This window comes from Streptomyces wedmorensis (assembly GCF_000716445.1).
In the GTDB taxonomy this organism is placed as follows: Bacteria; Actinomycetota; Actinomycetes; order Streptomycetales; family Streptomycetaceae; genus Streptomyces; species Streptomyces wedmorensis.
In genome coordinates this window covers 12,363-37,592 of record NZ_JNWK01000045.1, presented here as the reverse complement: position 1 = coordinate 37,592, position 25,230 = coordinate 12,363, and the positions used below count along the sequence as shown (strand labels likewise).

Genomic DNA, 25,230 nt, shown 5'->3' with positions numbered 1-25,230 from the left:
TCCGGCCGGTCACCGGCCTACGGTGGATCTCTCCAGGAACGCCAGGAGGGAGTCCACCGTGCTCGACCTGTCCGTCATCAACGCGATGTTCCCGCCCGATCTGCCGGAACCGGCCGACTGGGAGCGCCGGTTCGGTCCGCGCGACCTGCCGGACGGCGCGGAGGTGACGCGGTTCGCCCCGAGCCCCACCGGACACCTGCACATCGGCGGCCTGTACACGGCGGCCGTGGCCCGGGCACTGGCCCACCAGTCCGGCGGCGTGTACGTCCTGCGCGTCGAGGACACCGACCGCTCGCGCCAAGTCACGGGCGCCGCCGAGGAGTTCTCCCGCCTGCTCGGGGCCTTCGGGCTCGCGCCCGACGAAGGCGGCGGCGCCGGGGTCCGGGCTGCCGGGCACGGGGCTGCCAGGGACGCGGCCGCCGGGGACGGGGAGTGGGGACCGTACCTCCAGTCCGAGCGCCGGGACGTCTACCTCAGCCATGTGCGCGAGCTCCTGCGGCGGGACCGCGCCTACCCCTGCTTCTGCGGCAGGGAGCGGCTCGCCCGCAGTAGCGAGGAGCAGCGGGCGGGCCGGTCCCCGCTGGGCTACTACGGCCGCTGGGCACCGTGCCGGACGCTCGCCCCGGAGGAGGCGGGACGCCGGATCGCGGCCGGAGAGCCGTACGTGGTGCGGTTCCGCTGCCCGTACGAGTTCCCCGGCCGGGTCCGGTTCGCGGACCGCATCCGCGCCTCCGTCACGATGCAGGACAACGGCAACGACATCGTGCTCCTGAAGTCCTCGCAGGAGGAACTGCCCCTGCCCACCTACCACTTCGCGCACGTGGTGGACGACCACCTGATGCGGGTGACCCTCGTCGTGCGCGGCGAGGAGTGGCTCTCCTCGACCCCGGTCCACCTCCAGCTGCACACCGCGCTCGGTTTCGAGCCGCCCTCGTACGCGCACCTGGCGCCGCTGATGAAGGCCGAGGGTGCCTCGCGCCGCAAACTCAGCAAGCGCAAGGACCCCGAGGCGTCGGTGGACTACTACCTGTCCGCCGGCTATCCGCCGGCCGCCGTCCAGCATTACCTGCGCGGTCTCGCCAACATCCGGCTGATGGACGTCCCCACGGCCGAAGCACTCGCCGCCACCGTCCGTCTCGACGGCATGCGCCCCTCGGGCCCCCTCCTCGACCTGCCCAAACTTCACTCGCTGAGCCGGGAGTTCATCGCCTCGCTGGCCCCTGAGGAGGTGTACGCGCAGCTCCTCGCCTGGGCCGAGGAGTACGACCCGGAGCTCGCGTCCGTCCTCGCCCGGCACGAGCGGCTCGCCCTCGCGGCCGTGGCGGCGGGCCGGCCGGCGGGCGCGCCCGCCCGGAAGGACCTGGAGCGCTGGTCGCGCTTCCGCGACCGCTACGGCTTCTTCTTCGCGGAGCTCTTCGGCACGCCGCCGGCCGCCGGGGACGACCGCTACGACGGGCTCGCCCCGGACCTGGTGCGCGCGATCGCCGCGGACTTCGCCGCCGAACCGGCCGCGTCCTCCGCCGACGAGTGGTACGGACGGCTCGGCGCGCTCGCCGTACGCCACGGCTTCGCCCCGGACACCACCACCTGGCGCCGGGACCCGGACCGCTGGGCGGGACCGCCGAGGCAGGTCGCGAACGTGCTCCGAGTCGCCCTCACCGGCGCCACCCGCAGCCCGGACCTGTTCGCCGTGGCCGGCGCCCTGGGCCGGGACGAGGTGGTGCGCCGCCTCACCGCCATGTCAGCGGGGTGAGGCGGCGCGGTTCCGGTTCCGGCCCCGGTTGCCTTTCCGGCCCCGGTTCCGGTCCCTCGAAGGGTCACTCCAGCGGCATGCTCCGGGCCGAGGCGCGGGCACCCGGGGCCGTCGGCGCGAGCGTCTTGAGGAGGCCCTTGTCGCTGGAGCTCGCGGGCTCGGACGCGCCCACCGGGGTGGTGGTCATGGGCCGGGCGGCGGCACAACGCTGCTTCTCCGCCTCGGACATGGGCCCGGTGCGCTGGAGCAGCCGGTCGGGCACGGCCCGGGAGGGGCCGTCGATGACGGCGTGCAGCCGGTAGTCGTCCTTCTTGCTGACGAACCAGCCCTCGACCCGCTCGCGGCTCGGCTGGAGCTCGACCCAGCTCACCTCGCCGGGCTGGATCCGCTCGACGACCGTCCGCTGGTCGCTGCTGAACCACTGCCAGGGCCGCTGCCAGCCCTTCTCGTACGCGAGGGCGAACTGCGCGGCCATCGGCCGCTCCCTGGCCCGCTTCTCGTCCTCCACCCGGTCGCCGCTCGTGGGCAGCCGGGCCACCTCGTTGAGTGCCAGGCCGGCCTCGGCGTACGTCTGGGCGATGCTGTCGTGGCTGCGCTCGGCGTACGCGAGGAGCCGGCTGTGCTCCAGGGTGTTGCGGGTGCAGTTGACGAAGGCCTCGCCCACCACCCGCGCCTTGTCGTAGTAGCGGAAGGACATCCGGGCGTCCGGGCGGAAGACACAGGCGTTCTCGCCGTTGCAGGCTGCCGCCGCGTTGTGGAGGGTGCTCTCGCGGTCGTTGCCCTTGTACGCCTCCGAGGTGCCGAGGCGCGTCTTGTCGACGGTCCTGTCGAGGGCGGGCGGCACCTCGACCGCGCGGATGCGGGCGATCATCGGCGAACAGGTCACGTGGGTGCGGGAGTCGGTGACCCGGGAGGTGAAGGTGAGCACGGGCTCGTTCTCGCCGGCGGTGAACACGTAGGCGCGGCCGGTCCAGCGGCCCCTGCCGGGCGTGCCCTTCACCCGGTCGGGGTCGCCGGCCGTGGTGACCTGCTGGACGGGACCGCCTGAGGCGGTGACCTCGTACGGCTGGCCGTCGACGACCTCGGCGCCGGTGCACTCCTTGGAGACGGCGGGGCTGTCCTCGTAGGTGACGGTCACCCGCGACCCGGCGCGCACTCCGCGGAGCCGCTGCTTGAGCGTGTTGCCGTCCTTCTGCAGGGCCACGCCGTGGGAGGCGTCGGTGCGGCCCGAAGCGGCGGGAGAGTAGCGCTGGTTGAGGCCGGTCCAGAAGTCGATGCCGACGGTGGTGGGGCCGTCGCCCTTCATGACCGGGTCGGCGAAGTCGCCGTTGAGGACCGGGACGGCCTGCTCGGCGGGGGCGGCGGCCGGTGCCGCGTAGGAGAGGGGGACGAGGGGCGGGAGCAGTCCGGCGGCGCCGAGGACGACGAGGGCGGGGAGCGTGGTGCGGTACATGGCGGGTTCTCCTCCCGGGTCAGGAAGCGTCGGCGGGCAGGACGACGACGCGCTTCGGCTCCGCGCCCGGGGGCACGGCCCGCACGGCGGGGACCTCGGCCGCGGTCACCGGGCCGGGGCCGGGCGCGGGGGCCGGGCCGGGGCCGGGGGCCGGGGCGGGAGCGGTGGTTCCGGCGGGCCGCGTGCCGTTGCAGACGCCGGCCGGGGCCGCGTACGTCTGGGCGATGAAGTTGCTGCTGGTGACCATCGAGGGGCTGTCCACGACGATGCCGATGATCCGCTGTCCGGTCCGGGCGACGAGGCTGCCGACCACGCGCCGCATGGCGGCGCTGGCGCCGAAGACGAGCATGTCGTGCGCCTTGACGGTGGTCTTGTAGACGGTCGTCTCGGTGTTCTCGATGGTCCAGGACTTGGAGTACGTGGCCTTGAACGCGGCCTCGAAGGCGAGCTTGGCGCTCAGGGAGCCGGACACCTTGGCGCCGCCGGCGACGGAGGTCTTCGTCCCGTTCGTCGAGGTCGGGCCGTCCTTGAGGTTGGGCGTCTTGTTCTCGCTGGTGATGTCGTTGGAGAGGTTGGTGGTGACCTCGCCGGAGGCGCTGACCGCGCCCTCGGCGGTGATCTTCCCGGAGATCTCGCCGCCGATGTTGTCGGTGCTGCCGGTCTTCAGGGTGACGGTCCGGTCGACGGCCATGTCGCTCTGGGTGCAGTTGATCACCGCGTTGCCGAGCGACTTCACGGCGGTGACGTACTCGCGGCTCAGTTTCGGGTCGATGGTGAAGGCGCAGGCGGAGCGTGCGGCCCCGCAGTGCTTGAGCACGTCGGCGACCTTGGCCGGGCGTCCGTCGGCGGTGAGGGCGCGGGGGACGGGGGTCTCGCCCGGGCCCTCCTCGGCAGCGGCGCCGCGCGGCGCGGCGAGAGGGGCGGCGCCGGCGGGCGGCGCGAGGGGGACGGCGGCGAGGCCGAGGAGGACGGAGAGGGCGGGCAGCAGGGCGGCTCGGGGGCGGCACGCGGGCATGACGGGGGATCCCTTCGGGACGGAGGGGAGCGGGACTGGGTGTGGGGTGCGGTGCGGCTCAGCCGCCGAGGAGGCTGCAGAGCTGGTCGACCGGGAAGGGGGACTGTCCCGGGTCGGTGGAGCCCTGGGGCAGCGAGTCGGGGAAGGACTCGCAGGTCGAGGTCACGGCCTGCGCCGCGTTGTCCGACGGCTCCGGCTCGTACGAGGAGATGGTCTCGGTCATGTCCTTGACGCCCTGCTCCTCGGCGGCGCCCTTGCCGCCGGTCAGCGTGCCCATGCAGGAGGACGAGGACGGCGGGCACTCCTTGAGCTTGTCCCCGGCCGCCTTGATGTCCTTGTCGGCCTGGCCGGCCGCCTCCTGGGTCTTCTTCTGCTGTTCCTCGATCTCCTTGGCCTCCTTGGCGTTGGCCTCCTTGTCCAGGCAGACCTGGTCGTCCGGCTTGCACTCCTCGGCGTGCGCGACGGAGGCCATCGGCAGGGCGAGGGTGGCGGCGAGGACGGCGGCGGTCAGCACACGACGTGCCGATGCCTTCAGCGCGGGCATGAGAACTCCCTTGGGACAGGGGTGGGTTGGGGCGGCTCGGGCGCGTTGCCAGGGGCGGACAGGGGACTGCCCTCAAGATCACCGAGCGCGTTCCGACGCTAGCCGCCGAGGCCCCGGTGCCCCGGCACGACACACGGCGCGGCGCGTGCCCGCGGACCCGCTCACCACTTCGGCGGAGCGCACTCGGGGCCGCCCCGAAGGGCCTGGTCAGGGGTGCCGGCGAGCCGCACCCTGGCCGTCCGGTCCACCCTTTCGTAGGGAATCGGGGAGACGGCCGAGAGGGCGGACGGCCCTGCGCGGCGGGGGTCCTCACTCCCCCGGCCGCCGCCGTTCGGCGGCCCGCCGGATCCGACCGCGACGGCCCCGGCGGAGTGCCTCCGGAGGGCGAACGCGCCCCCGGGAGCACGGCCCCGAACGGGCGTCCGTCAGACGGGTGTTTCAGCGGGTCCGACTCGCCGCGGTGATCGTTCTCGGTCAGTCTGCTCATGTGCCCGGCGGCCCGTCCCGGTCGCCGCACCCGGCCGTGGGCGCCCCATGCCCAAGGGCCCGGCACGGCCTGTCCGCATGACCCGCGCCCGACCCGTGTGCGCCTCCGCCCTCCCCCGCGGAGCCACCGGCCGACCGGGCGCAGCGCTCCCGTGTGTCCCCATCGAAGGAGAGCAGAGCCATGTCCCGTACACGCCGCAGTCCCCTGCGTACGCCCTTCCCCCGGAGGCCCTGGGCGACCGCAGTCGTCGTCACCGCAGCCGCCGCGCTCGCCGCCGTACCGGCCCTCGCCCCCGCCGCGAGCGCCAACGAGGGCAACCCGACCGTGCTGAGCTGGGGCGCGGGCCGCACCGGCCAGCTCGGCAACGGCACCCTGTCCGACAGCCTGAGCCCGTCCTCGGTCACCAGCCTCTTCCGCGGCGACGTCGACCAGGTCTCGGCCGGCGGCACTTCGTCGGCCGACTCGTTCGCCCTCGCCCGCACCGACAAGACGGTCAAGTCCTGGGGTCACAACTCCTCGGGACAGCTCGGCAACGGCGGCAACACCAACCAGACCGTGCCCACCACCGTCCCGCGCCTGACCAACATCAAGGACATCGCGGCCGGCGGAAAGCACGCCCTCGCCCTCGACACCGCCGGCCAGGTCTACTCCTGGGGCGACAACGCCTACGGCCAGCTCGGCAACAACCGCACCGGCGACAGCCGAACCGTCCCCGACCGCGTCCAGGGCATGCCCAAGGTCAAGCAGATCTCGGCCGGCTGCGACTTCAGCCTCGCCCTCCTGGAGAACGGCAAGGTGTACGCCTGGGGCCGCGGCATCCACGGCCAGCTCGGCACCGGCAACCGCGCCACCAGCTCCGTACCCCGGCTGGTCGTCGGCCTGGAGAACATCGTCGAGGTCGACGCCGGCTGCCATCACGCCCTCGCGCTGACCGCCGACGACACGGTCAAGTCCTGGGGCTACAACCTCTACGGTCAGCTCGGCAACTCCTCCACCCAGTCCTCCACCCTCCCCGTCGACGTCGACTGGGTCGAGGGCGTCTCCGACATCGAGGCGGGCGCCTTCCACAACTACGTCAAGACCAGCGACAGCCACGTCTGGGGCTGGGGCAACAACCAGTACGGCCAGCTCCTCGAGGGCGACGAGGCCTTCGGCGACAACGTCTCCCGCACCAACCGCACCGCCCCCGTCGAGATCCCGCGCCTCGAAGGCGTCCAGCACCTCGTCGCGGGCGCCCGGCACGGCGTCGCCGTCACCGCCGACGACGTCTTCGCCTGGGGCCACAACGGCGAGGGCCAGCTCGGCAACGGCACGACGGTCTCCCGCTACGAGTCGGTGAAGATCCTCAACGAGGGCTCGGCGATCAAGGACGTGGCCGTGTCCTTGGGCGGCAACACGACGTACGCGTACTGAGGCCGGTGAACGGCATGACGTACGCCTACGTGCGCGGCCTCGCGACGGCCCTCGTCCTGGTGGCGCTCACGGGCCGGGCCCACGCCGAACCCCGCGATCCCTGGGTACGGGCCTGGGGCCTGAACAACGCCGGACAGCTCGGCAACGGCAGCACGCTGGACCAGCGAACGCCGGCGCCGGTCAGGGGCCTGGCCCGGAACGACGTGCGCGAGCTGGCAGCCGGCGGCGCGAGCTCCAACCGGCCGTTCGCGGTGGCCGTACTCCAGGACGGCACGGTGCGCTCGTGGGGCGGCAACGACAGCGGGCAGCTCGGCGACGGCACGACGACCGAGCGGGGGTTCCCCGGCTCCGTCGCCGGGCTCGACGGGGTGTCCGACGTCGCGGCGGGCCACCGGCACGCCCTGGCGGTCCGGAAGGGGCGCGTCCTCGCCTGGGGCTACAACGCCCACGGCCAGCTCGGTAACGGCAGCACCGCGCAGAGCACCGATCCACCGATCACCCGCCCCGTCGCCGTACAGAGCCTCGACCGCGTCAAGGACATCGCCTCCGGTTGCGACCACGCCGTGGCGCTCCGCGAGGACGGCACGGTCTGGACCTGGGGCGCCAACCAGAGCGGCCAGCTCGGCATCGGCTCCACCACCAGCCAGAACACGCCGAAGAGGGTGGCCGGTCTCCAGGACGTCGTGTCCGTGGCCGCGGGGTGCCTGCACTCCGTCGTCCTCCTGGCCGACGGCACCGTACGGGCCTGGGGCCGCAACGCCAACGGCCAGCTCGGCATCGACAGTACGGAGAACAGCCCCGTCCCCGTCGAGGTCAAGGAGCTCCACGGCGTCGTCCGGGTCTTCGCCGGCTGGTACCACACCTTCGCGACGCTCGACGACGGCGGCGTCCGCGCCTGGGGCTGGAACCAGTACGGCCAGCTCGGCGACGGCAGCTCTGTCGACCGCACCACCCCGGTGCCCGTCCCCTCGCTCACCGGCGTCACGGCACTGTCCCTCGGCCGGCACCACACCGTAGCCGTCCTCGACGACCAGTCCGTCCTCGCCTGGGGGGACAACGGCTCCGGGCAGCTCGGCGAGCCCGGCACCACGGTCTCCGCGACCCCGGTCGGCGTGCTGCCCGCCGGAAGCGGCACGACCCGCGTCCCCGCCTCCACCTCATGGACAACCAGCTACGCCTACTGATCCCACCGAACGAAAGGCACGCAGATGACCCCACCCCTGCGTCTCACCCTCCTCGCCGCGCTGTCCCTCGCGGCCCTCACCACCACCGCCCTCCCCGCCCACGCCACCCACGCAGGCACCGACCCCTGGGTCCGCGCCTGGGGCGAGAACGCCCAGGGGCAGCTCGGCAACGGCAGCGTCCTCGCCCAGCAGACCCCCGCCGCCGTCACCGGCATCACCCGCGACGACGTCCGGGAGCTGTCCGCCGGCGGAGGCGGCGCGGCCGCGGCCGCCAACCCCTTCGCCGTCGCCCTCCTCAAGGACGGCACCGTGAAGAGCTGGGGCAACAACACCACAGGGCAGCTCGGCAACGGCACCACCACCGCCCAGTCCTTCCCGGGGACGGTCGCGGCCCTCTCCGGCGTCAGCGAGGTCTCCGCCGGCCTCAACCACGCCCTCGCCGTCAAGAGCGGCCGCGTCCTCGCCTGGGGCAGCAACGCCTCCAAGCAGCTGGGCACCGGCCAGGACACCACCAGCCCGTACAAGGTCCCGATCCCCGTGCAGAGCCTGGACAAGGTGAAGGACGTCGGCGCGGGCTGCGACTTCAGCGTGGCCCTGCGGCAGGACGGCACCGTCTGGACCTGGGGCAAGGGCGACAACGGGCGGCTCGGCACCGGGAACAACACCACCCGCGAGACCCCGCAGAAGGTCCCCGACCTCGCCGACGTCGAGTCGATCGCCGTGGGCTGCGACCACGTCCTCGCGCTCACCGCCGACGGCGCCGTCAAGGCGTGGGGCAAGGGCGCCGAGGGTCAGCTCGGCAACGACTCCACCACCGACAGCAACAAGCCCGTCGACGTCGCCTACCTCGACGCCGTGGCCAGGATCTTCGCCACCTCGGCGTCCGGCTTCGCCGTCCTCGACGACGGCAGCCTGGCCGGCTGGGGCAAGAACACCGACCGCCAGCTCGGCGACGGCACGAACGCCAACCGCACCACCCCGGTGGTCCTGGACGCCCTCAAGGGCGTCCAGAGCATCGCGGGCGGCGCCGACTTCACGATCGCCGCGCTCGACGACGGCTCGGTGATCGGCTGGGGCGCGAACGGCGCAGCCCAGCTCGGTGACGGCTCGACCGCCAACCCCACCGGCACCACCACGGCCCTCCCGCCCGGCAGCGGCATCACCCAGGTCGCCACCACCATGACGGGCAAGTCGGCCTTCGCCTACTGACACCCGCCCGGCCAGGCGCGCCGGGCGCCGCGCAGTCCCGCGCGGGCGTCGGCGCGCCCCCGGGGACCGGCCGTGCGCGCCGGCCCCGGCCCGGCGGCCGGGCACACCGCGCAGTCGTGCCCGCACCCGCGCGCGGCCCCCTCGCCGGGGCCGCGCGGCACTCCTCACAGGGTCGAGCCTGGTCAGGGCCGGTGGTGAGCTGGCAGGATCGCGGCATGTTCGCCTCGCTCTCCCGTGCCGCCCGCCGCCGTGTCCTGGCGGTCTCGGCCGCGCTGCTCGCGGTGTGCGGGGTGCTGGTGTGGTGGCTGGTCCCCTTCGGGCCCCCCGCCCCGAGCGGCTCGGTCACGTTCAGTACGGGTGTCCCCACCGGCGTCTACCAGCAGTACGGGGAGCTCCTCAAGGGGGCTCTGGCCCAGGACCTGCCCGAGGTGTCGATACGGCTCACGAACAGCGAGGGTTCGCAGCAGAACCTGGCCCGGCTGGCATCGGGCGAGGCCGACTTCACGATCGCCACGGCCGACGCCGTGGCCCAGTACCAACGGGAGCGCCGACCCGGCTTCGAACAGTTGCGCGCCTGTGCACGGCTCTACGACGACTACGTCCAGCTCGTGGTCCCCAGGGACTCCCCCGTCCGCAAGGTGCAGGACCTGAAGAACCTCCGGGTCGGCGTCGGCCAGGACGGCTCCGGCGTACGGCTGATCGCCGACCGGGTGCTCGCGGCGGCGGGGATCACGCCCCTCCGGGACATCGAGCCGGTCGCGGCGGGCATCGACACCATGCCCGACCTCCTGGAGCAGGGCCGGCTCGACGCCTTCTTCTGGTCGGGAGGCCTGCCCACCGAGGCCGTGCAGGCGCTCGCCGACCGCTTCCTCGTCCGGCTGATCCCGCTGGACGCGCAGGTGGTCGACCGGCTGCACGACGTCGGCCCGTCGACCCGCCACTACCGGTCGGCGGAGATCCCGGCCGACGCGTACGCGCAGGCGCAGGACGGCCGGCCGATCGACACGCTGGCCGTGGCGAACCTCCTGGTCACCACCGCCAAGGCCGACGTGGACCTCGTCGAGGGATTCACCCGCACGGTGATCCGGAGCCGCGACCGGATCGGCGCCCAGGTCCACCCCGCCCAGCTCGTGGACCTCCGCACCGCCGTCTACACCGAGCCCCTCACCCTCCACGAGGGCGCCCGCCGCTACTACCGCTCGGTGAAGCCCTGAAGCCCTGAAGCACTGAAGCACTGAAGCCCTGAAGCCCTGAGAACTCGATGTCCCGCCCGTACGTCTACGCCTTCGTGAAACCCTGACCCGCCCCGGGGCCCCCGCCCCGGTCCGCGGGTGCGTGGCGGGGGACGGTGACGGTCACGCGGAGGCCGTGGGGCTCGTTCGGGGCGAAGGCGATGCCGCCGCCGCCCGCCGTGAGCAGGACGCGGGTGATCGAGAGGCCGAGCCCGGAGCCCTTGATGTTCTGGTGCCGGCCGGAGCGCCAGAAGCGGTCGCCGACGCGGGCGAGCTCGTCCTCGGTGAGGCCGGGCCCCCGGTCGGCGACGACGACGTCGACGCTCTCCCCGCCCGGGGAGACCGCGACGGAGACCGCGACCTCCTCTCCGGCGGGGGTGAACTTCAGCGCGTTGTCGATCACCGCGTCGAGGGCGCTGGAGAGGGCCACGGGATCGGCCCAGGCCGTGACGGCCGCGCACTCACCGGAGAGCAGGACGTCCTTGTCCTCGGCGACGGGCCGCCAGGACGCGACGCGCTCGTCGGTGAGCGCGCCGACGTCGGTGAGCCGCAGCTCGGCGGCGGCGTGCTCGGCGAGCGCCAGGTCGAGGAGGTCGTCGAGGACCTGGGCGAGGCGCTTGCCCTCGGTCCGTACGGACGCGATCTCCGCGTTGCCCTCGGGGAGTTCCAGGGCGAGCAGCTCGATGCGCAGGAGCAGCGCGGCCAGCGGGTTGCGCAGCTGGTGGGAGGCGTCGGCGACGAAGGCCCGCTGCTGTTCGAGCGCTTCCTCGACGTTGTCGGCCATCTCGTTGAACGAGCGTGCGAGGCGCCGCAGTTCGGGCGGCCCGCCGGTCGCGGCGACGCGGGAGTTCATCCGCCCGGTGGCGATGTCGTGGGTGACGGAGTCGAGCACGCGCACCGGCCGCAGGACCCAGCCGGTGAGCCGGAAGGCGGCGCCGACCGCGAGGAGCATCGCGGCGGCCTCGCCGGCGAAGATCACCAGCCAGCCGCGCAGGACGCGCAGCCGGAGGTCTCCGGTGGGCGAGTCGGTGACGACGACGGCGACGACGTCGCCGTCCCGGACGACCGGGGAGGCGATGGTGAGCCGCGCGTGGCCCTGCCAGGGCCACACCTGGGGCGGGTCGTGGCTGCGGCGGCCGAGGAGCGCCTCCTTGAAGGCGCGCCTGCCCTCCCCCGTGTCCGGGACGACCCAGTCCTCGGGGGCGGCCGCCATGGCGCGGTTGTCGCGGTAGAAGATCCCGGCCCGGATGCCGTACACGTCGTGGTAGCTGGCGAGTTCGCCGCTGAGGGTGGTGCGCCGCTCGTCGGTGCCGGGGTTGCTCTCGTTGACGAACTGGGCGAGGGCGGCGAAGCGGGCGGCGTCGTCGAGGCGGTCGACGACGACCCGCTGCTGCTCGGAGGCGGCGAGGCTGGCGGCGAGGGGGAAGCCGAGGGCGAGGAGCACCCCGGCCATCAGGATGATGAGGAGCGGGAGGAGTCGGGTGCGCACGGTTCGGAGTTACGCGGCCGGGGCGACGAGGCGGTAGCCGACGCCCCGCACGGTCTCGATGAGCGCGGGCATCCGCAGCTTGGAACGCAGGGAGGCGACGTGCACCTCCAGGGTGCGGCCGGTCCCCTCCCAACTGGTGCGCCAGACCTCGCTGATGATCTGTTCGCGGCGGAAGACGACTCCGGGGCGCTGGGCGAGGAGGGCGAGCAGGTCGAACTCCTTGCGGGTGAGGGGCACGGCCTCGCCGTCGACGCTGACCCGGCGGGTGGGCAGCTCGATGGTGACGGAGCCGAGGTGCAGATGCGTGCCGTCGGCGGCGCCGGTGGGGCCGGTGCCCTCCTCGGGTCCGGCGTTGCGCCGGCTGACGGCGTGGATCCGGGCGAGGAGCTCGCCGGGGTCGTAGGGCTTGACGACGTAGTCGTCGGCGCCGAGGTTGAGCCCGTGGATCCGGGAGCGGACGTCGCCACGTGCCGTGACCATGATCACGGGGGTGGTGGTGAGCTTCCGGATGCGGCCGCAGACCTGGTAGCCGTCCTGGTCGGGCAGGCCGAGGTCGAGCAGGATCACCCCGTACGAGGGGCGCTCGCCCTGTGCGGTGGGCAGGACCGCCTGGAGGGCCTCCTCACCGTTGCGGGCGTGCGTGACCGTGAAGCCGTGCTTAGCGAGGATCGCGGAGAGGGCGGCGGCGACGTGGTCGTCGTCCTCGACGAGCAGCAGTCGCATGCGTACCTCCTCCGTGGTGACCTGTCGATGGCGGCTCTCTGTGTACCAGGTGGTACCAGGGCATGAACACCGAACATGGGTGTCACAGTCAAGTGTCCCCCTGTGACACCGCCGTTTCCGTTATGCAGCCGGTACGGCTCCGGGCAGGGCGTTCACACACCGTGCCCGGTCGCGGCCGGATCGTTATCCTCAATTTCCGCTCAGATGTGATGACGGTCGTCACATCAGGTCTCTAGTGTCCTCCCCAACCGAGGAGGACGGAGCAAGAGGCCGATGAGCGGAGAGTCAGTGTCCAAGGGTCCCGAGGACACCCCTCGCGCCGCGGACGACCTGGTCGTACTGTCCGGCGTGAACAAGCACTTCGGCGCACTGCATGTCCTCCAGGACATCGATCTGACGATCACGCGCGGCGAGGTCGTGGTCGTCATCGGACCCTCCGGGTCCGGCAAGTCGACGCTGTGCCGCACGATCAACCGGCTGGAGAGCATCGACTCCGGCACCATCACCATCGACGGCAAGGCCCTTCCGGAGGAGGGCAAGGAGCTCGCCCGGCTGCGTTCCGACGTCGGCATGGTGTTCCAGTCGTTCAACCTCTTCGCGCACAAGACGGTGCTCGAGAACGTGATGCTGGGCCAGATCAAGGTCCGCAAGACGGAGAAGAAGGCCGCGGAGGCCAAGGCCCGTGCCCTGCTCGACCGGGTCGGGGTCGGCACCCAGGCGGACAAGTACCCGGCGCAGCTCTCGGGTGGCCAGCAGCAGCGCGTGGCGATCGCCCGCGCGCTGGCCATGGGCCCGAAGGTCATGCTCTTCGACGAGCCGACCTCGGCGCTCGACCCCGAGATGATCAACGAGGTCCTGGAGGTCATGCAGCAGCTGGCCCGGGACGGCATGACGATGGTGGTCGTCACCCACGAGATGGGTTTCGCCAGGTCCGCCGCCAACCGGGTCGTCTTCATGGCCGACGGCCGCATCGTCGAGCAGGCGGCGCCCGAGGAGTTCTTCAGCAACCCGCGCAGCGACCGCGCCAAGGACTTCCTCTCCAAGATCCTTCACCACTGAGCGAGTTCGGATCTACGCTTCCCAACTCACGCCTACTCAAGGGACTTTCCTCCATGAAGCTTCGCAGCACCTCCGCCGCCGCCGCGGCCGCCGTCGTCCTCGCGCTGACCGCCACCGCCTGTGGCGGCGGCTCCGACTCCGGGAGCAACGGTGACAAGATCACCGTCGGCATCAAGTTCGACCAGCCCGGCCTGGGCCTGAAGACCCCGGACGGCACGTACGCCGGCTTCGACGTCGACGTCGCCCGTTACGTCGCCAAGGAGCTCGGCTACGCCGAGGACAAGATCAACTTCAAGCAGGCGCCGAGCGCCGAGCGCGAGAACCTGATCAAGAACGGTGACGTCAAGTTCGTCGTCGCCAGCTACTCGATCAACGAGAAGCGCAAGAAGGAGGTCGACTTCGCCGGTCCGTACTTCCTGGCCCACCAGGACCTGCTCGTGCGCGCCGACGACAGCTCGATCACCAAGGTCGAGGACCTCAACACCAAGAAGCTCTGCTCGGTCACCGGCTCGACCTCCGCGCAGAACGTCAAGGACAAGCTGGCTCCGAAGGCCGACCTCCAGCAGCTCGGCGGCTACTCCGAGTGCCTCACCGGCCTGGAGAACAAGGCCGTCGACGCCCTGACCACCGACGACTCCATCCTCGCGGGTTACGCCTCGCAGAAGGAGCACGCCGGCAAGTTCAAGCTCGCCGGCCTCCGGATGAGCGACGAGAAGTACGGCATCGGCGTCAAGAAGGGCGACGACGAGCTGCGCGGCAAGATCAACAAGGCGCTGGAGAAGATGGTCTCCGACGGCACCTGGGAGAAGCTCGTCAAGCAGCACTTCGGCCCGTCCGGCTACAAGTACGAGGCCGCGCCGAAGGTCGAGAACTGACCTGACCCGCTCCGGCCGTGACGGCCGCCGCCCGGCGGCGGCCGTCACACCGGCACCGGCCGCTGCCCACGCACCGGCCGTCACACCGACCGACCACCAGGGGAGAGCGCGGGCATCGTGTTCGACTTTCTTGATTCCGGGCAGTACGACCTGCTCGGCGCCTTCTGGGTGACGGCGCAGCTCGCCCTCTACTCGGCGATCGGCTCGCTGATCTGGGGCACCGCCCTGGTCTCCATGCGGGTCAGCCCGGTGCCGCTGATGCGCGCCTTCGGCACCGCCTACGTGAACATCGTCCGGAACACTCCGCTGACGGTGGTCCTCGTCGCCTGCCTTCTCGGCCTCAACCAGACGCTGCTCATCACGCTCGGCGGTGAACGCTCCGAGGGCATCGGCTTCCGGCTCGCCGTACTCGGACTCGTCGCGTACACCGGCACGTTCGTCTGCGAGGCCCTCCGCTCGGGCATCAACACCGTCCCGGCCGGCCAGGCCGAGGCCGCCCGCGCGCTCGGCCTGAGCTTCACCCAGGTGCTCACCCTGGTGGTCCTCCCGCAGGCGTTCCGCGCGGCGGTGACCCCGCTCGCCAACGTTCTGATCGCCCTCACCAAGAACACCACCGTGGCGGCCGCGATCGGCGCCGCCGACGCGGCGTTCCTGATGAAGGAGATGATCGAGAACGAGGCCGACGCGCTGTTCGCGGTCTTCGCCGTCTTCGCCTTCGGCTTCATCGTCCTCACCCTCCCCACCGGCCTGATCCTGGGCTGGGCGGCCAAGCGACTGGCGGTGAAGCGATGAGCTCCGTCCTGTACGACACCCCCGGCCCGCGCGCGAAGCGGCGCAACGTCCTCTACACGATCGTCTTCCTGGCGGCCCTCGGCCTCGTCGGCTGGTGGGTGCTCGCCGCCCTCGCCGACAAGAACCAGCTGGCAGCCGACAAGTGGAGTCCGTTCGTCACCGACTCCGAGGTCTGGACGACGTACCTGCTGCCCGGTCTGACCGAGACCCTCAAGGCAGCCGGCCTGTCCATCCTGATCGCGCTTCCCCTCGGCGCCGCCCTCGGCATCGGCCGGCTCTCCGACCACCGCTGGGTGCGGGTGCCCGTCGGAGCGCTCGTGGAGTTCTTCCGCGCCATTCCGGTGCTGCTCCTGATGATGTTCGCCAACCAGGCCTACCGGGAGTTCACGACCGTCAGCTCCGACTTCCGCCCGCTGTACGCGGTGGTCACCGGACTGGTGCTCTACAACGCCTCGGTGATCGCCGAGGTCGTCCGGGCCGGCGTGCTCTCGCTGCCCCGGGGCCAGGGCGACGCGGCCGTCGCGCTCGGCATGCGCAAGGGCCAGACCATGCTGTACGTCCTGCTCCCGCAGGCCGTGACCGTCATGCTGCCCGCCCTGGTCAGCCAGCTCGTCGTCATCGTCAAGGACACCGCGCTCGGCGGCGCCCTGCTCGGCTTCGCCGAGCTGCTCAGCCAGAACCGGCAGATCACGGCCAACTACGGCGCCAACACGATCGCCACGCTCACGGTCATCGCTCTCATCTACATCGTCATCAACTTCGCCCTCACCAGCTTCGCGGGCCGCCTGGAGCAGCGGCTGCGACAGGGCCGGAAGTCCGCGGCGGTGACCCTCCCGGCCCAGGCCGGAGCCCCCGATGAGAAGTCGAAGGCCGTCAGCGACGCCTGACGCCGAAGAGGCCACCGGGACCACAGGGGTGGGCCGGAGCGGTACCGACTCGATGTCGACCGCACCGCGCCCACCCCGTCGCTTGACGCAAGCACCCTCAGTGGGTTGCATACGGTCTGTGATCAACCACCGGGCTCGTGCCACACTCAGCTGTGCTGCCCCCATGACCGTCCGGCCTACAGGAGCCGCGCCGTGGACCCGGTGATCATCGTGGGCGCGGGGCCGGTCGGCCTCGCGCTCTCCCTCGCGCTCGCCGCCCAGGGCGTGCCCAGCATCGTCCTCGACGAGGGCCCCGGCAAGGACGAGCCGCGCCCCGCCCGCAGCGTGCTGCTGCGCGCCGACATGGCCGCCATGGTCGAGCGCCTGGGCTGCACCACCCTCCGTGACGAGGGGGTCCGCTGGGTCGGCTGGCGCAGCATGCGCCGCGGCCGGCTGCTCCGCCACCTCCCCCTCGACCTGGGACTCAGCGGTACGGAGGAGTGGGCCGAGGACCCGGCCGCGCCCGCCGCTCCGGCCGCCCCGCTGCACATCCCCCAGCACGCCCTCGCACGCGGGCTGCGCGACGCCATCGGCCGCGAGAAGCTGATCCGGCTCGTCACCGAGGCCCGGCTCGACACCGTCGAACAGGACCAGGACGGGGTCACCGCCCACACCCGGGGCCCCGACGGCACCTGGTGGCGCGGCAGCCACCTCGTCGGCTGCGACGGCGCCCGTTCGACCGTGCGCAAGCTGCTCGGCATCCGCTTCCCGGGCCGTACGGCGGTGGAACGCCACGCGGTCGCCGCCCTGCGCACCGAACTCCCCTGGCCGGGCGAGGCCCTGATGCACCGCCAGCCGCCGTGGCGGGGCGCCCCCGACGAGATCACCGCCCGCCCGCTGCCCGACGGGGTGTGGCGGATCGACTGGCTGCTCCCGCCCCGCGGCGACCTGGTCACCCCGGACGCGCTGGTCTCCCGGATCCGGGAGACCCTCGCCGGCTGGTGCGACGGGGTGACACCCCCGTACGAGCTCATCGACACCGGCGTCCACACCCTGCACCACCGGCTCGCCCGCCGCTGGCGCGTCGACCGGGTGCTGCTCGCCGGGGACGCGGCGCACCTGCTCGGGGCGGTCGGCACGCAGGGCCTCGACGAGGGGTTCCGCGACGTCGACAACCTCGCCTGGAAACTCGCCCTCACCTGGCACCACGGCGCCTCGGACCGGCTGCTCGACAGCTACCAGAGCGAGCGGCGGACGGCCGTCGCCTCCCGGCTGCGCGCCGCGGACCAGTCGCTGCCCGCGCTGCGCGGCGGCGGTGGCCTGCGGACGTACCTCCCCGGCTCGTCCCGTGGCCACGACGCCCTGCTGACCGAGGGTCACGTGGGGCGCGGCCCGCTCGGCGCGCCCCCCGCGTACCCGCACTCCCCCCTCGCGCCTCCGTACTCCGACGGGCTGACGCCGGTCGGCACTCCGCCGGGCGCCCCGGTCGAGGACGTCCGCGTGACCGCCCCGGACGGCACGACCGTACGGCTCCGCGACCGGCTCGGCCAGGGCCGGCTCCTGGTCGTCCTCGTCGCCCCCGGCACCGGGGTGTGGGACCGCCGCCACTGGCGCAGCGCGGGTGTCATGCCCCGGCTCGAAGAGGCCGTCGCCGCCCTTCCGACGAAGGCCGAGGTCCTGGTCACCGAGGCATACCCGGGCGCCCCCGCCCACGCCGTCCTGCTCGTACGGCCTGACGGCCACCTCGTCGCCTCCTTCTCCGGGGTCCTCCCGGAGGAGCTGTACGCGGCGGCAGATGCGGCCCGCGGCGGCTCCCCCACCGCCCAGGTGCCCACCGAGGTCCCCGCCGCCGACGTGTCCGCCGCCGGTGACCGCACGGCGGACATGCATTGATTCCCGCGGGCGCGCATGGTGTACTCCGGAGCGTGACCGACACCTCTGCGCGCCTGTGGCGGCGGGTCCACATGGACCTCGTCCGCTACGCGGGCTGCGTGTGTCGCCCCTCCTGCTGATCTCGCCTCCTTCCCGCGCGCGCCCCGCCGCCGACGCCCGTCCGGACGTCCGCGCCGCCGTGAGCCGTCGCGCCCTTCGCGAACCTCAGGACGGTCACCCGTGTCCCCACACGCCTCCACGCCCTCCCCCACCGACTCCGACACCCCCTTCGGCCCTACCGCGGACACCCCCTCCGCGTCTCCCGTCGGTACGACCCCCGGCGTCGGTACGGCCCCAAGCCCCGGTACGGCCTCCAGCGCGTCCGCCGGGCCGACGGCGGCCGATCTGCTCGACTTCGTCCGCCGCACGGCCGCCGACCGGGAACTCGTCGACTCGCTGCCGCTCGACCCCGAGGGCCGCACCTGGGTACGCCTCGACGGCCCCGGGGGCAGCGAGGCCTGGCTCATCGGCTGGCCGCCCGGCACGGGCACCGGCTGGCACGACCACGCCGAGTCGATCGGCGCCTTCGCCACCGCGCGGGGCACGCTCACCGAGAACGCCCTCGCGGTCCGGCTGCCCGCGAGCGGCTGGAAGACCCTGGAACTGGCCGACGGCCTCGACCGCTCCCGCCGGCTGGCGGAGGGCGGGGGCCGTGCCTTCGGCCGCCACCACGTGCACGAGGTGCTCAACGAGTCCCAGGACACCCACGCGGTCTCGGTGCACGCGTACTACCCGCCGCTCCCGCTGATCCGGCGGTTCAGCAGGACGGGCCCGGTCCTCCGCCTCGAGCAGGTCGAGCGCCCGGAGGACTGGCAGTGAGCGACGAGACGTCGATCGGCCGAGCGGTGAACGAGCGACGAGCGGGGACGGCACACGTGGGCGACGGACAAGCGAGGCCGGGAACGGGACACGTGGGCGACGGACAAGCGAGGCCGGGGACGGCACACGTGGGCGACGGACAAGCAGGGACGGGGACGGCACACGTGGGCGACGGACAAGCGAGGCAGGGAACGGGACACGTGGGCGACGGACAAGCAGGGACGGGAACGGCACACGTGGGCGACGGCGGACGAGCGGTCGACGGCCGCGTGGGCATCGACGAACTCCTGGAGCAGGTCAGGTCGGGCCTCGACCGGATCGAGCCCCGCGACGCCTACCAGGCGTACGAGGCGGGCGACGCGCTCCTGGTGGACACGCGCTACTCGGCCCTGCGGGAACGCGACGGCCTGATCCCGGGCGCGCTGATCGTCGAGCGCAACGAACTGGAATGGCGGCTGGACCCCCTGGGCAGCCACCGCGCGGCGGAGGCGGACAGCCACGACCTCCGGGTGGTCGTCCTCTGCAACGAGGGCTACGCCTCCTCCCTCGCGGCCGAGTCCCTACGCCGCCTCGGTCTGCACCGGGCAACCGACCTCATCGGCGGCTTCCAAGCCTGGAAAGCCGCCGGCCTCCCCGTCCTCCTGCCGGCCACCCGCGCCTGACCACGGGCCGACCGAGCTGCGGGCGGCCTCCGCCGGGCGTTTCGGCCCGACCGGACGCCGTGCCGTACACGACCGTCCCGGCCGCGCCTGACCACAGGCCGCCCCCCGGCCGTCCGGCGCCCGCCCCCGGGCCGACGGGACTTGCCCGTCGCCTTCCCGGCCCCCGGCGTCCGACCCCGGGCCGGGCTCCCCCGCAGGCTGGACGAGTCCTTCTGTCCCCCCGTGTCAGAAGGACTCGTCCAGCCCGTCCGTGTCCTCGCCCTCGGCCTCCAGCGCCTGGCGGACGACGCGGAGGGCCATGCCCTCCGGGTATCCCTTGCGGGCGAGCATTCCGGCGAGCCGGCGCAGGCGGCGGTCGCGGTCGAGGCCCTGGGTGGCGCGCAGCTTGCGGGCGACCAGCTCGCGCGCAGTGGCCTCCTCCTGGTCGGAGTCGAGCCGGCTCACCGCCTCCTGGATGAGGGTCGGCTCGACGCCTTTGGTCCGCAGCTCCCGGGCGAGGGCTCTGCGCGCGAGGCCCCGGCCGTGGTGGCGGGACTCCACCCACGCTCCCGCGAAGGCGGCGTCGTCGATGAGCCCGACGTCCTCGAAGCGGGAGAGGATCTCCTCCGCCACGTCGTCGGGGATCTCCCGCTTGCGCAGCGCGTCGGCGAGCTGCTTTCGCGTGCGCGGGGTCCCGGTGAGCAGGCGCAGGCAGATCGCTCGCGCCCGCTCAGCCGGATCCTGGGGTGACAGCTCCTTCTCGGCCCTCGACGAGTCGGGGCTGTCACCCGGCCATTCGGTGCGACCGGTCACCGGTTCAGCTCTTGACCGCGGTGGCCTTGGTCGCCTTCGCGGTCTTGGTCGCGGGTGCCGGGACGGTCTTGGCGTCGTCCGCGCCGGCCGTGTCCGCGGCGCCCGCCGCGTCCGTCGCCGCCTCGGCCTTCGCGGCGTCGGGCCGGACGCCGACGCCCAGCTTCTCCTTGATCTTCTTCTCGATCTCGTCGGCGAGGTCGGGGTTGTCCTTCAGGAAGTTGCGGGCGTTCTCCTTGCCCTGGCCGAGCTGGTCGCCCTCGTACGTGTACCAGGCGCCGGCCTTGCGCACGAAGCCGTGCTCCACGCCCATGTCGATCAGGCCGCCCTCGCGGCTGATGCCCTGGCCGTAGAGGATGTCGAACTCGGCCTGCTTGAAGGGCGGCGCGACCTTGTTCTTGACGACCTTGACGCGGGTGCGGTTGCCGACCGCGTCCGTGCCGTCCTTGAGGGTCTCGATGCGGCGGATGTCGAGACGCACCGAGGCGTAGAACTTCAGCGCACGGCCACCGGTCGTGGTCTCCGGCGAGCCGAACATGACGCCGATCTTCTCGCGGAGCTGGTTGATGAAGATCGCGGTGGTCTTGGACTGGTTGAGCGCGCTGGTGATCTTCCGGAGGGCCTGGCTCATCAGTCGGGCCTGCAGACCGACGTGCGAGTCGCCCATCTCGCCCTCGATCTCCGCACGCGGGACGAGCGCGGCGACGGAGTCGATGACGATCAGGTCGAGGGCGCCGGAGCGGACCAGCATGTCGACGATCTCGAGGGCCTGCTCGCCGTTGTCCGGCTGGGACAGGATGAGGTTGTCGATGTCGACGCCGAGCTTCTTGGCGTACTCGGGGTCGAGGGCGTGCTCGGCGTCCACGAAGGCGACCTGGCCGCCGGCCTTCTGCGCGTTGGCCACGGCGTGCAGGGTCAGGGTCGTCTTACCGGAGGACTCCGGGCCGTAGATCTCCACGACACGGCCGCGCGGCAGGCCGCCGACACCGAGCGCGATGTCGAGCGCGGTCGATCCGGTGGAGATCACCTCGATCGGCTCCTGGGTACGGTCACCCATGCGCATCACGGCGCCCTTGCCGAATTGGCGTTCAATCTGTGCGAGTGCGGCGTCGAGCGCCTTCTCGCGGTCGGTTCCTGCCATGGGTTCCACCCGGTTTGCTTGAGTCGATCGCTTCATGTGAAAGACGCTAACCCCTGCCACTGACAATGGGCCCCGACGTCCCCTCCGGCCTGTGGACAACTCGTCGACAACCCAGTGTTCCCAAGGGCCGGACTCCCATGAGAATGGATGTTCGATTTCAGTGTCAAGCGCGCCACGCCCACCCCTCGGCCCCTGCGCGAGCGGCTGCGAGGCGGTGCGGAACCGCTGTCACAGGCAGTCGCACCCTGTGCTGTAGAGAAACAGGAACAAGCCCGTCGAGGCGGTCAACGTGAAGACGGCCGTGGTCACGGCGGCGAGGCGCCGGCGGCGGCGACCCTTCGTGGGATCGCGGAAGGTCCTCCAGGCGCCGTGGGCGAGGACCAGGCTGAGCAGTCCGGCGCCCGCGACGGTCAAGCGCGGGCTGAAGGACCAGCTCAGGTGGGCGATCAGAACCAGGCAAGCGAGCAGAGCGCAGGCGAGCAGGGTGAGGATCAGGTCCGCGACGGCCTCCCCGACCGTCTCCAGCAGGAACTCGCCGATGCCCTTCGCTACCCGTCGGACTCCCACGGCGCTCCCCCGTCCTCACCCACCACGTGGCCCGCCCAGGGCCTCGGCGTGGAGGACCCGTGCGGGGCCGGAATGGTTGCCAGGGCCGTGTGCGCCGACGTTCCCGCGGCCCGTACGCGTCCTTCTCGCACGGGGCGCCGAGCGGCCTCAGCGAGCGGTGCCCGCCACCTCCGCGAGCCATTCCAGCGCCTCCGGTCCGCCGCTCCGGAGCACCGAGACGTGTCCGTCGGGCGGGCTCGGACGCAGTTCCGCCGTGGGGCAGCGGCCGGCCAGCCAGCGGGCGTGCGAGTCGGGCACGACGCGGTCCTCGCCGCCGTGCAGCAGGAGCACAGGCGCGGCGATCCGGGTGGGGTCGAAGCCCCACGGAGCGACGTACGCCAGGTCGTCGTCGATCAGCCCGCCGGGACCCGACGCCATGGCCGGACCGACGACGTCGCCGAACCAGGACCACTCGCCGGCGAGCGCCTCGTGGTCGGCCGGGGTGAACATCTCCGGGTCGTACGCGGCGGTCGCCTCGTACGCCTCCTTCGCCGCCCGCCCTTCCGCCGCCGCGCGCAAGGCCGCCGCGCCGGACTCCGTCATCCCCCCGAACCAGTCGAGTCCCTCGGCGCCGTACGGCGCCAACCCGGCCACGCCGACGACTCCGATGACCCGCTCGGGCAGCAGGGCCCCGCACGCGAGCGCGTGCGGGGCGCCACCGGAGTGCCCCATGACCGCGAAGCGGCCGATGCCCAGCGCGTCGGCGACGGAGCGCACGTCGGCGGCGGCCGACGCGACGTCCCGTCCCGGGCGGGAGCCGGATCCGCCGTAGCCGGGGCGGTCGTACGAGACCCAGCGGATCCCCAGCCGGGCGGCGGCGGGGAACAGGGGCTCGGGAGGGGCGCCGATGTTCGGCGTTCCGTGGTGCCAGAAGACGACGAGTCCGTCGCCTGAGCCGCCGTCCCCGGTGTCGTAGACGTGCAGCCCGCTTCCGTCGGCCAGTTCCACGTCGCTCTCGACCACGTCGCACTCGGCCATTCCGCCCCCGTCCCCCGGCCGTACCCGGGCGTCGTCGCCACTCCGGCGCCACGACGCTACTGGCCTCCCGCCACACCGGCAACGACCGCCGCCCTCGCCCGCTCGCACGACTCCGGTCCCTCGCCCGCGCGCACAACTCCGGCCCCTCGTCCCCGCGCACAACTCCGCTCCCTCGCCCCTCCGCGCCCTGGCCGGTCCCGGCGCCGAGCCGTCGCCGCCCCCTATCCTTCGACGCATGCCCCTCCCCCTCCGCGCCCCCGGCGGCGGCCGCACGTCGCCGCGGACGGCCGACGCTCTCGTGGCGGGTGTCGTGCTGCTCGTCGTCGCGGTCTGGACGCTGGTCTCGGCGCGGTACGCGAGCGAGCCGGCGCTCCGCACGGTGCTCGGCTGGGCTCTGATCCTGGTCGGCTGCGGGGCCCTGTACTTCCGGCGGCGGCAGCCCGTCGCCGTGGCCGTGGTCACGCTCCTCGCCTGCGTCGTCTACTACCCGCTGTCCGCCCAGGACGGCCCGCTCATGATCGCCTTCGCGCTGGCGCTGTACACGACCGCCGCCGAGGGCCGGTTCGCGGCCGCCGTCGCGCTCGCGGCCGTCACGCTGCTCGCGGTGGGGGTCGGCGAGATCCGGCAGCAGCCCGGGCACCGGCAGATCGACGACACCTCGCTCGCGATGCTGGCGGGCTGGCTGATCAGCCTGGTCGCCGTGGGCCGGGCCCAGCGCACCCGGACCGCCTATCTGCACGAGGTGGAGCAGCGGGCACTCGCCGCCGAGCGGGAGCAGGAGGCCCGGGCCCGGCAGGGTGCCACCGAGGAGCGGCTGCGGATCGCCAGGGAGGTGCACGACGTGCTCGGCCACAGCATCTCGCTGATCAACGTCCAGTCCGGTGCGGCGCTGCACCGGCTCGGCAAGGGACCGGCCCCGGAGGCGGGTCTCGCCACCGCCACCGAGGCCCTCGAGGCCGTGAAGGCCACCAGCAAGGACGCGCTGCGCGAGCTCCGGGCGACCCTCGGGATGCTGCGCCGGGCCGACGAGGCCACCCCGACCGCCCCGGCCTCCTCCGGTCTCGCGCTCCTCGGCGACCTGGTCGAACGTGCCCGCGGCGCCGGGCTCGACGTCCGTACGAGCACCACGGGCACCCCCGTGCCGCTGCCGCCGCCGGTCGACCTGGCCGCGTACCGGATCGTGCAGGAGTCGCTGACGAACGTCACCCGCCACGCGGGCGCGGGAACCGTGCGCGTCACCCTCGACTGGGGCGCGGACGCGGTGCGCCTGCGGATCGCCGACGACGGCGTGGGCGCGCCGGAGGACGGGCCGCTGGGCAGCGGCATCCGGGGCATGGCCGAACGGGCCCGCGCGTTCGGCGGGCAGCTCACCGCCCGGAACGCCGACGGCGGCGGCTTCGTCGTGGACGCCCGGCTACCCCTTGCCCCGCCGGGCGCGCCCGGACCCCGGCCCGGCTCCGACGAGCCGCCACGCACTCCGCCCGCGTCACCCCGTACTCCGCCCGCCTCCTCCGAAGGGGACCCCCGATGATCCGCGTCGTGCTCGCCGACGACCAGACCCTGGTCCGGGCCGGCTTCCGGTCGATCCTGTCGGACGAGGAGGACATCGAGGTCGTGGGCGAGGCGGGGGACGGGGAGCAGGCGATCGGTCTCGCCCGTGAACTGCGCCCGGACGTGGTCCTGATGGACATCCGCATGCCGGTCCTCGACGGCCTCGAGGCCACGCGGCGCATCACCGCCGACGAGCGCCTGGAGGGGGTCCGCGTGGTCATCCTGACCACCTTCGACGCCGACGACCACGTGTACGGGGCGCTGCGCGCCGGCGCGTCCGGGTTCCTCGTCAAGGACACCGAGCCGATGGAACTGCTTCACGCGGTAAGGGTGGTGGCGCGCGGCGACGCCCTGATCTCACCGGCCGTGACGCGCCGCCTGATCGCCGAGTTCGCCGGGCTCGTCGGGCGGCAGCCGGACCCCAGCCCCCGGCTGAACGCCCTCACCGAGCGGGAGCGCGAGGTCCTGGGTCTCGTCGGGGCGGGCCTCTCCAACGACGAGATCGCCGGCCGGCTCGTCCTCTCCCCCGCCACCGCCAAGACCCACGTCAGCCGCATCATGACCAAGCTGGCCGTACGGGACCGGGCGCAGCTGGTGATCCTGGCGTACGAGTCCGGAATGATCACCCCCGGCTGGCTGGCCTGACGCCGGGGCGTGC

Annotated in this window: 24 protein-coding genes; 15 read left to right on the top strand and 9 right to left on the bottom strand. The window is 73.0% G+C overall.

The genetic code is table 11. The annotated features are described in order from the left end of the window. Positions 1-58 precede the first annotated feature (58 nt). Complete coding sequence (locus tag OO54_RS29815) at positions 59-1,753, top strand: glutamate--tRNA ligase (protein WP_033208525.1); 1,695 nt, start codon at positions 59-61, stop codon at positions 1,751-1,753. 64 nt (positions 1,754-1,817) lie between these two features. Here OO54_RS29815 and OO54_RS29810 read toward each other — a convergent pair whose 3' ends face one another. From OO54_RS29810 to OO54_RS29800, 3 genes are read right to left on the bottom strand one after another with little or no spacing between them, the layout of a single operon-like run. Further along, complete coding sequence (locus OO54_RS29810; protein WP_033208524.1) at positions 1,818-3,206, bottom strand: hypothetical protein; 1,389 nt, start codon at positions 3,204-3,206, stop codon at positions 1,818-1,820. Between the two features lie 19 nt (positions 3,207-3,225). Further along, positions 3,226-4,221, bottom strand: a complete 996-nt coding sequence (locus OO54_RS29805) for a hypothetical protein (protein ID WP_033208523.1) — start codon at positions 4,219-4,221, stop codon at positions 3,226-3,228. Positions 4,222-4,279: 58 nt separating this feature from the next. After that, positions 4,280-4,765, bottom strand: coding sequence for a hypothetical protein (locus OO54_RS29800; RefSeq protein ID WP_033208522.1), 486 nt, complete (start codon positions 4,763-4,765; stop codon positions 4,280-4,282). Positions 4,766-5,432: 667 nt separating this feature from the next. On the opposite strand from OO54_RS29800, the gene OO54_RS29795 reads away from it, so the two are divergent. From OO54_RS29795 to OO54_RS29780, 4 genes are all read left to right on the top strand, one after another. Next, positions 5,433-6,665, top strand: coding sequence for an RCC1-like domain-containing protein (locus tag OO54_RS29795; RefSeq protein ID WP_051787273.1), 1,233 nt, complete (start codon positions 5,433-5,435; stop codon positions 6,663-6,665). A gap of 14 nt (positions 6,666-6,679) precedes the next feature. After that, positions 6,680-7,849: an RCC1 domain-containing protein gene (locus OO54_RS29790; RefSeq protein ID WP_033208559.1), complete on the top strand. Its 1,170-nt coding sequence runs from the start codon at positions 6,680-6,682 to the stop codon at positions 7,847-7,849. 24 nt (positions 7,850-7,873) lie between these two features. Continuing rightward, positions 7,874-9,058, top strand: a complete 1,185-nt coding sequence (locus OO54_RS29785) for an RCC1 domain-containing protein (RefSeq protein WP_033208520.1) — start codon at positions 7,874-7,876, stop codon at positions 9,056-9,058. Positions 9,059-9,273: 215 nt separating this feature from the next. Continuing rightward, entirely contained in the window at positions 9,274-10,272 is a 999-nt protein-coding gene (locus OO54_RS29780; RefSeq protein ID WP_033208517.1) for a TAXI family TRAP transporter solute-binding subunit, read from the top strand. A gap of 64 nt (positions 10,273-10,336) precedes the next feature. On the opposite strand, the gene OO54_RS29775 is transcribed toward OO54_RS29780, so the two are convergent. Together OO54_RS29775 and OO54_RS29770 are read right to left on the bottom strand one after the other, a co-directional pair. Continuing rightward, positions 10,337-11,779, bottom strand: coding sequence for a sensor histidine kinase (locus OO54_RS29775; RefSeq protein WP_033208514.1), 1,443 nt, complete (start codon positions 11,777-11,779; stop codon positions 10,337-10,339). A gap of 9 nt (positions 11,780-11,788) precedes the next feature. Then, positions 11,789-12,502 (bottom strand): response regulator transcription factor, encoded by a 714-nt coding sequence (locus OO54_RS29770; protein WP_033208512.1) that lies wholly within the window; start codon positions 12,500-12,502, stop codon positions 11,789-11,791. Positions 12,503-12,775: 273 nt separating this feature from the next. Between OO54_RS29770 and OO54_RS29765 the strand changes: the two genes are divergently transcribed. The 8 genes from OO54_RS29765 (at position 12,776) to OO54_RS29735 (ending at position 19,507) form a co-directional block, all read left to right on the top strand. Continuing rightward, the gene (locus OO54_RS29765; RefSeq protein WP_033208509.1) at positions 12,776-13,561 is read left to right on the top strand and encodes an amino acid ABC transporter ATP-binding protein; all 786 of its coding nucleotides are present in this window, start codon (positions 12,776-12,778) and stop codon (positions 13,559-13,561) included. 53 nt (positions 13,562-13,614) lie between these two features. Then, positions 13,615-14,436 carry a glutamate ABC transporter substrate-binding protein gene (locus OO54_RS29760; RefSeq protein ID WP_017237762.1) on the top strand — a complete coding sequence of 274 codons (822 nt, stop codon included), beginning with the start codon at positions 13,615-13,617 and terminating at the stop codon, positions 14,434-14,436. 117 nt (positions 14,437-14,553) lie between these two features. Beyond that, on the top strand, positions 14,554-15,228 hold the full coding sequence (locus tag OO54_RS29755) for an amino acid ABC transporter permease (RefSeq protein WP_017237761.1): 675 nt from the start codon (positions 14,554-14,556) through the stop codon (positions 15,226-15,228). Continuing rightward, the gene (locus OO54_RS29750) at positions 15,225-16,115 is read left to right on the top strand and encodes an amino acid ABC transporter permease (RefSeq protein ID WP_033208506.1); all 891 of its coding nucleotides are present in this window, start codon (positions 15,225-15,227) and stop codon (positions 16,113-16,115) included. The genes OO54_RS29755 and OO54_RS29750 overlap by 4 nt, the downstream gene beginning before the upstream one ends. 192 nt (positions 16,116-16,307) lie before the next feature. Continuing rightward, complete coding sequence (locus OO54_RS29745) at positions 16,308-17,987, top strand: FAD-dependent monooxygenase (RefSeq protein WP_033208504.1); 1,680 nt, start codon at positions 16,308-16,310, stop codon at positions 17,985-17,987. Positions 17,988-18,019: 32 nt separating this feature from the next. Further along, positions 18,020-18,106, top strand: coding sequence for a putative leader peptide (locus OO54_RS48860; protein WP_337523638.1), 87 nt, complete (start codon positions 18,020-18,022; stop codon positions 18,104-18,106). 100 nt (positions 18,107-18,206) lie between these two features. Next, positions 18,207-18,845, top strand: coding sequence for a cupin domain-containing protein (locus tag OO54_RS29740; protein WP_033208501.1), 639 nt, complete (start codon positions 18,207-18,209; stop codon positions 18,843-18,845). 236 nt (positions 18,846-19,081) lie between these two features. After that, positions 19,082-19,507 carry a rhodanese-like domain-containing protein gene (locus OO54_RS29735; RefSeq protein WP_033208498.1) on the top strand — a complete coding sequence of 142 codons (426 nt, stop codon included), beginning with the start codon at positions 19,082-19,084 and terminating at the stop codon, positions 19,505-19,507. 225 nt (positions 19,508-19,732) lie between these two features. On the opposite strand, the gene recX is transcribed toward OO54_RS29735, so the two are convergent. From recX to OO54_RS29715, 4 genes are all read right to left on the bottom strand, one after another. Beyond that, on the bottom strand, positions 19,733-20,299 hold the full coding sequence (gene recX, locus OO54_RS29730; protein ID WP_033208495.1) for a recombination regulator RecX: 567 nt from the start codon (positions 20,297-20,299) through the stop codon (positions 19,733-19,735). 4 nt (positions 20,300-20,303) lie between these two features. Further along, a complete protein-coding gene (gene recA / locus OO54_RS29725) occupies positions 20,304-21,437 on the bottom strand; it encodes a recombinase RecA (RefSeq protein WP_033208492.1) in 1,134 nt (377 codons plus the stop codon). A gap of 228 nt (positions 21,438-21,665) precedes the next feature. Next, positions 21,666-22,004, bottom strand: coding sequence for a hypothetical protein (locus tag OO54_RS29720; protein WP_033208490.1), 339 nt, complete (start codon positions 22,002-22,004; stop codon positions 21,666-21,668). 147 nt (positions 22,005-22,151) lie between these two features. Then, positions 22,152-23,021 (bottom strand): alpha/beta fold hydrolase, encoded by an 870-nt coding sequence (locus OO54_RS29715; RefSeq protein ID WP_033208487.1) that lies wholly within the window; start codon positions 23,019-23,021, stop codon positions 22,152-22,154. Positions 23,022-23,256: 235 nt separating this feature from the next. Here OO54_RS29715 and OO54_RS29710 point away from each other — a divergent pair, with 235 nt between their 5' ends. Both OO54_RS29710 and OO54_RS29705 read left to right on the top strand, forming a co-directional pair. Further along, positions 23,257-24,552, top strand: coding sequence for a sensor histidine kinase (locus tag OO54_RS29710; protein WP_033208484.1), 1,296 nt, complete (start codon positions 23,257-23,259; stop codon positions 24,550-24,552). After that, positions 24,549-25,217, top strand: coding sequence for a response regulator (locus OO54_RS29705; RefSeq protein ID WP_033208481.1), 669 nt, complete (start codon positions 24,549-24,551; stop codon positions 25,215-25,217). Before OO54_RS29710 ends, OO54_RS29705 begins: the two co-directional genes overlap by 4 nt. Positions 25,218-25,230: the final 13 nt, after the last annotated feature.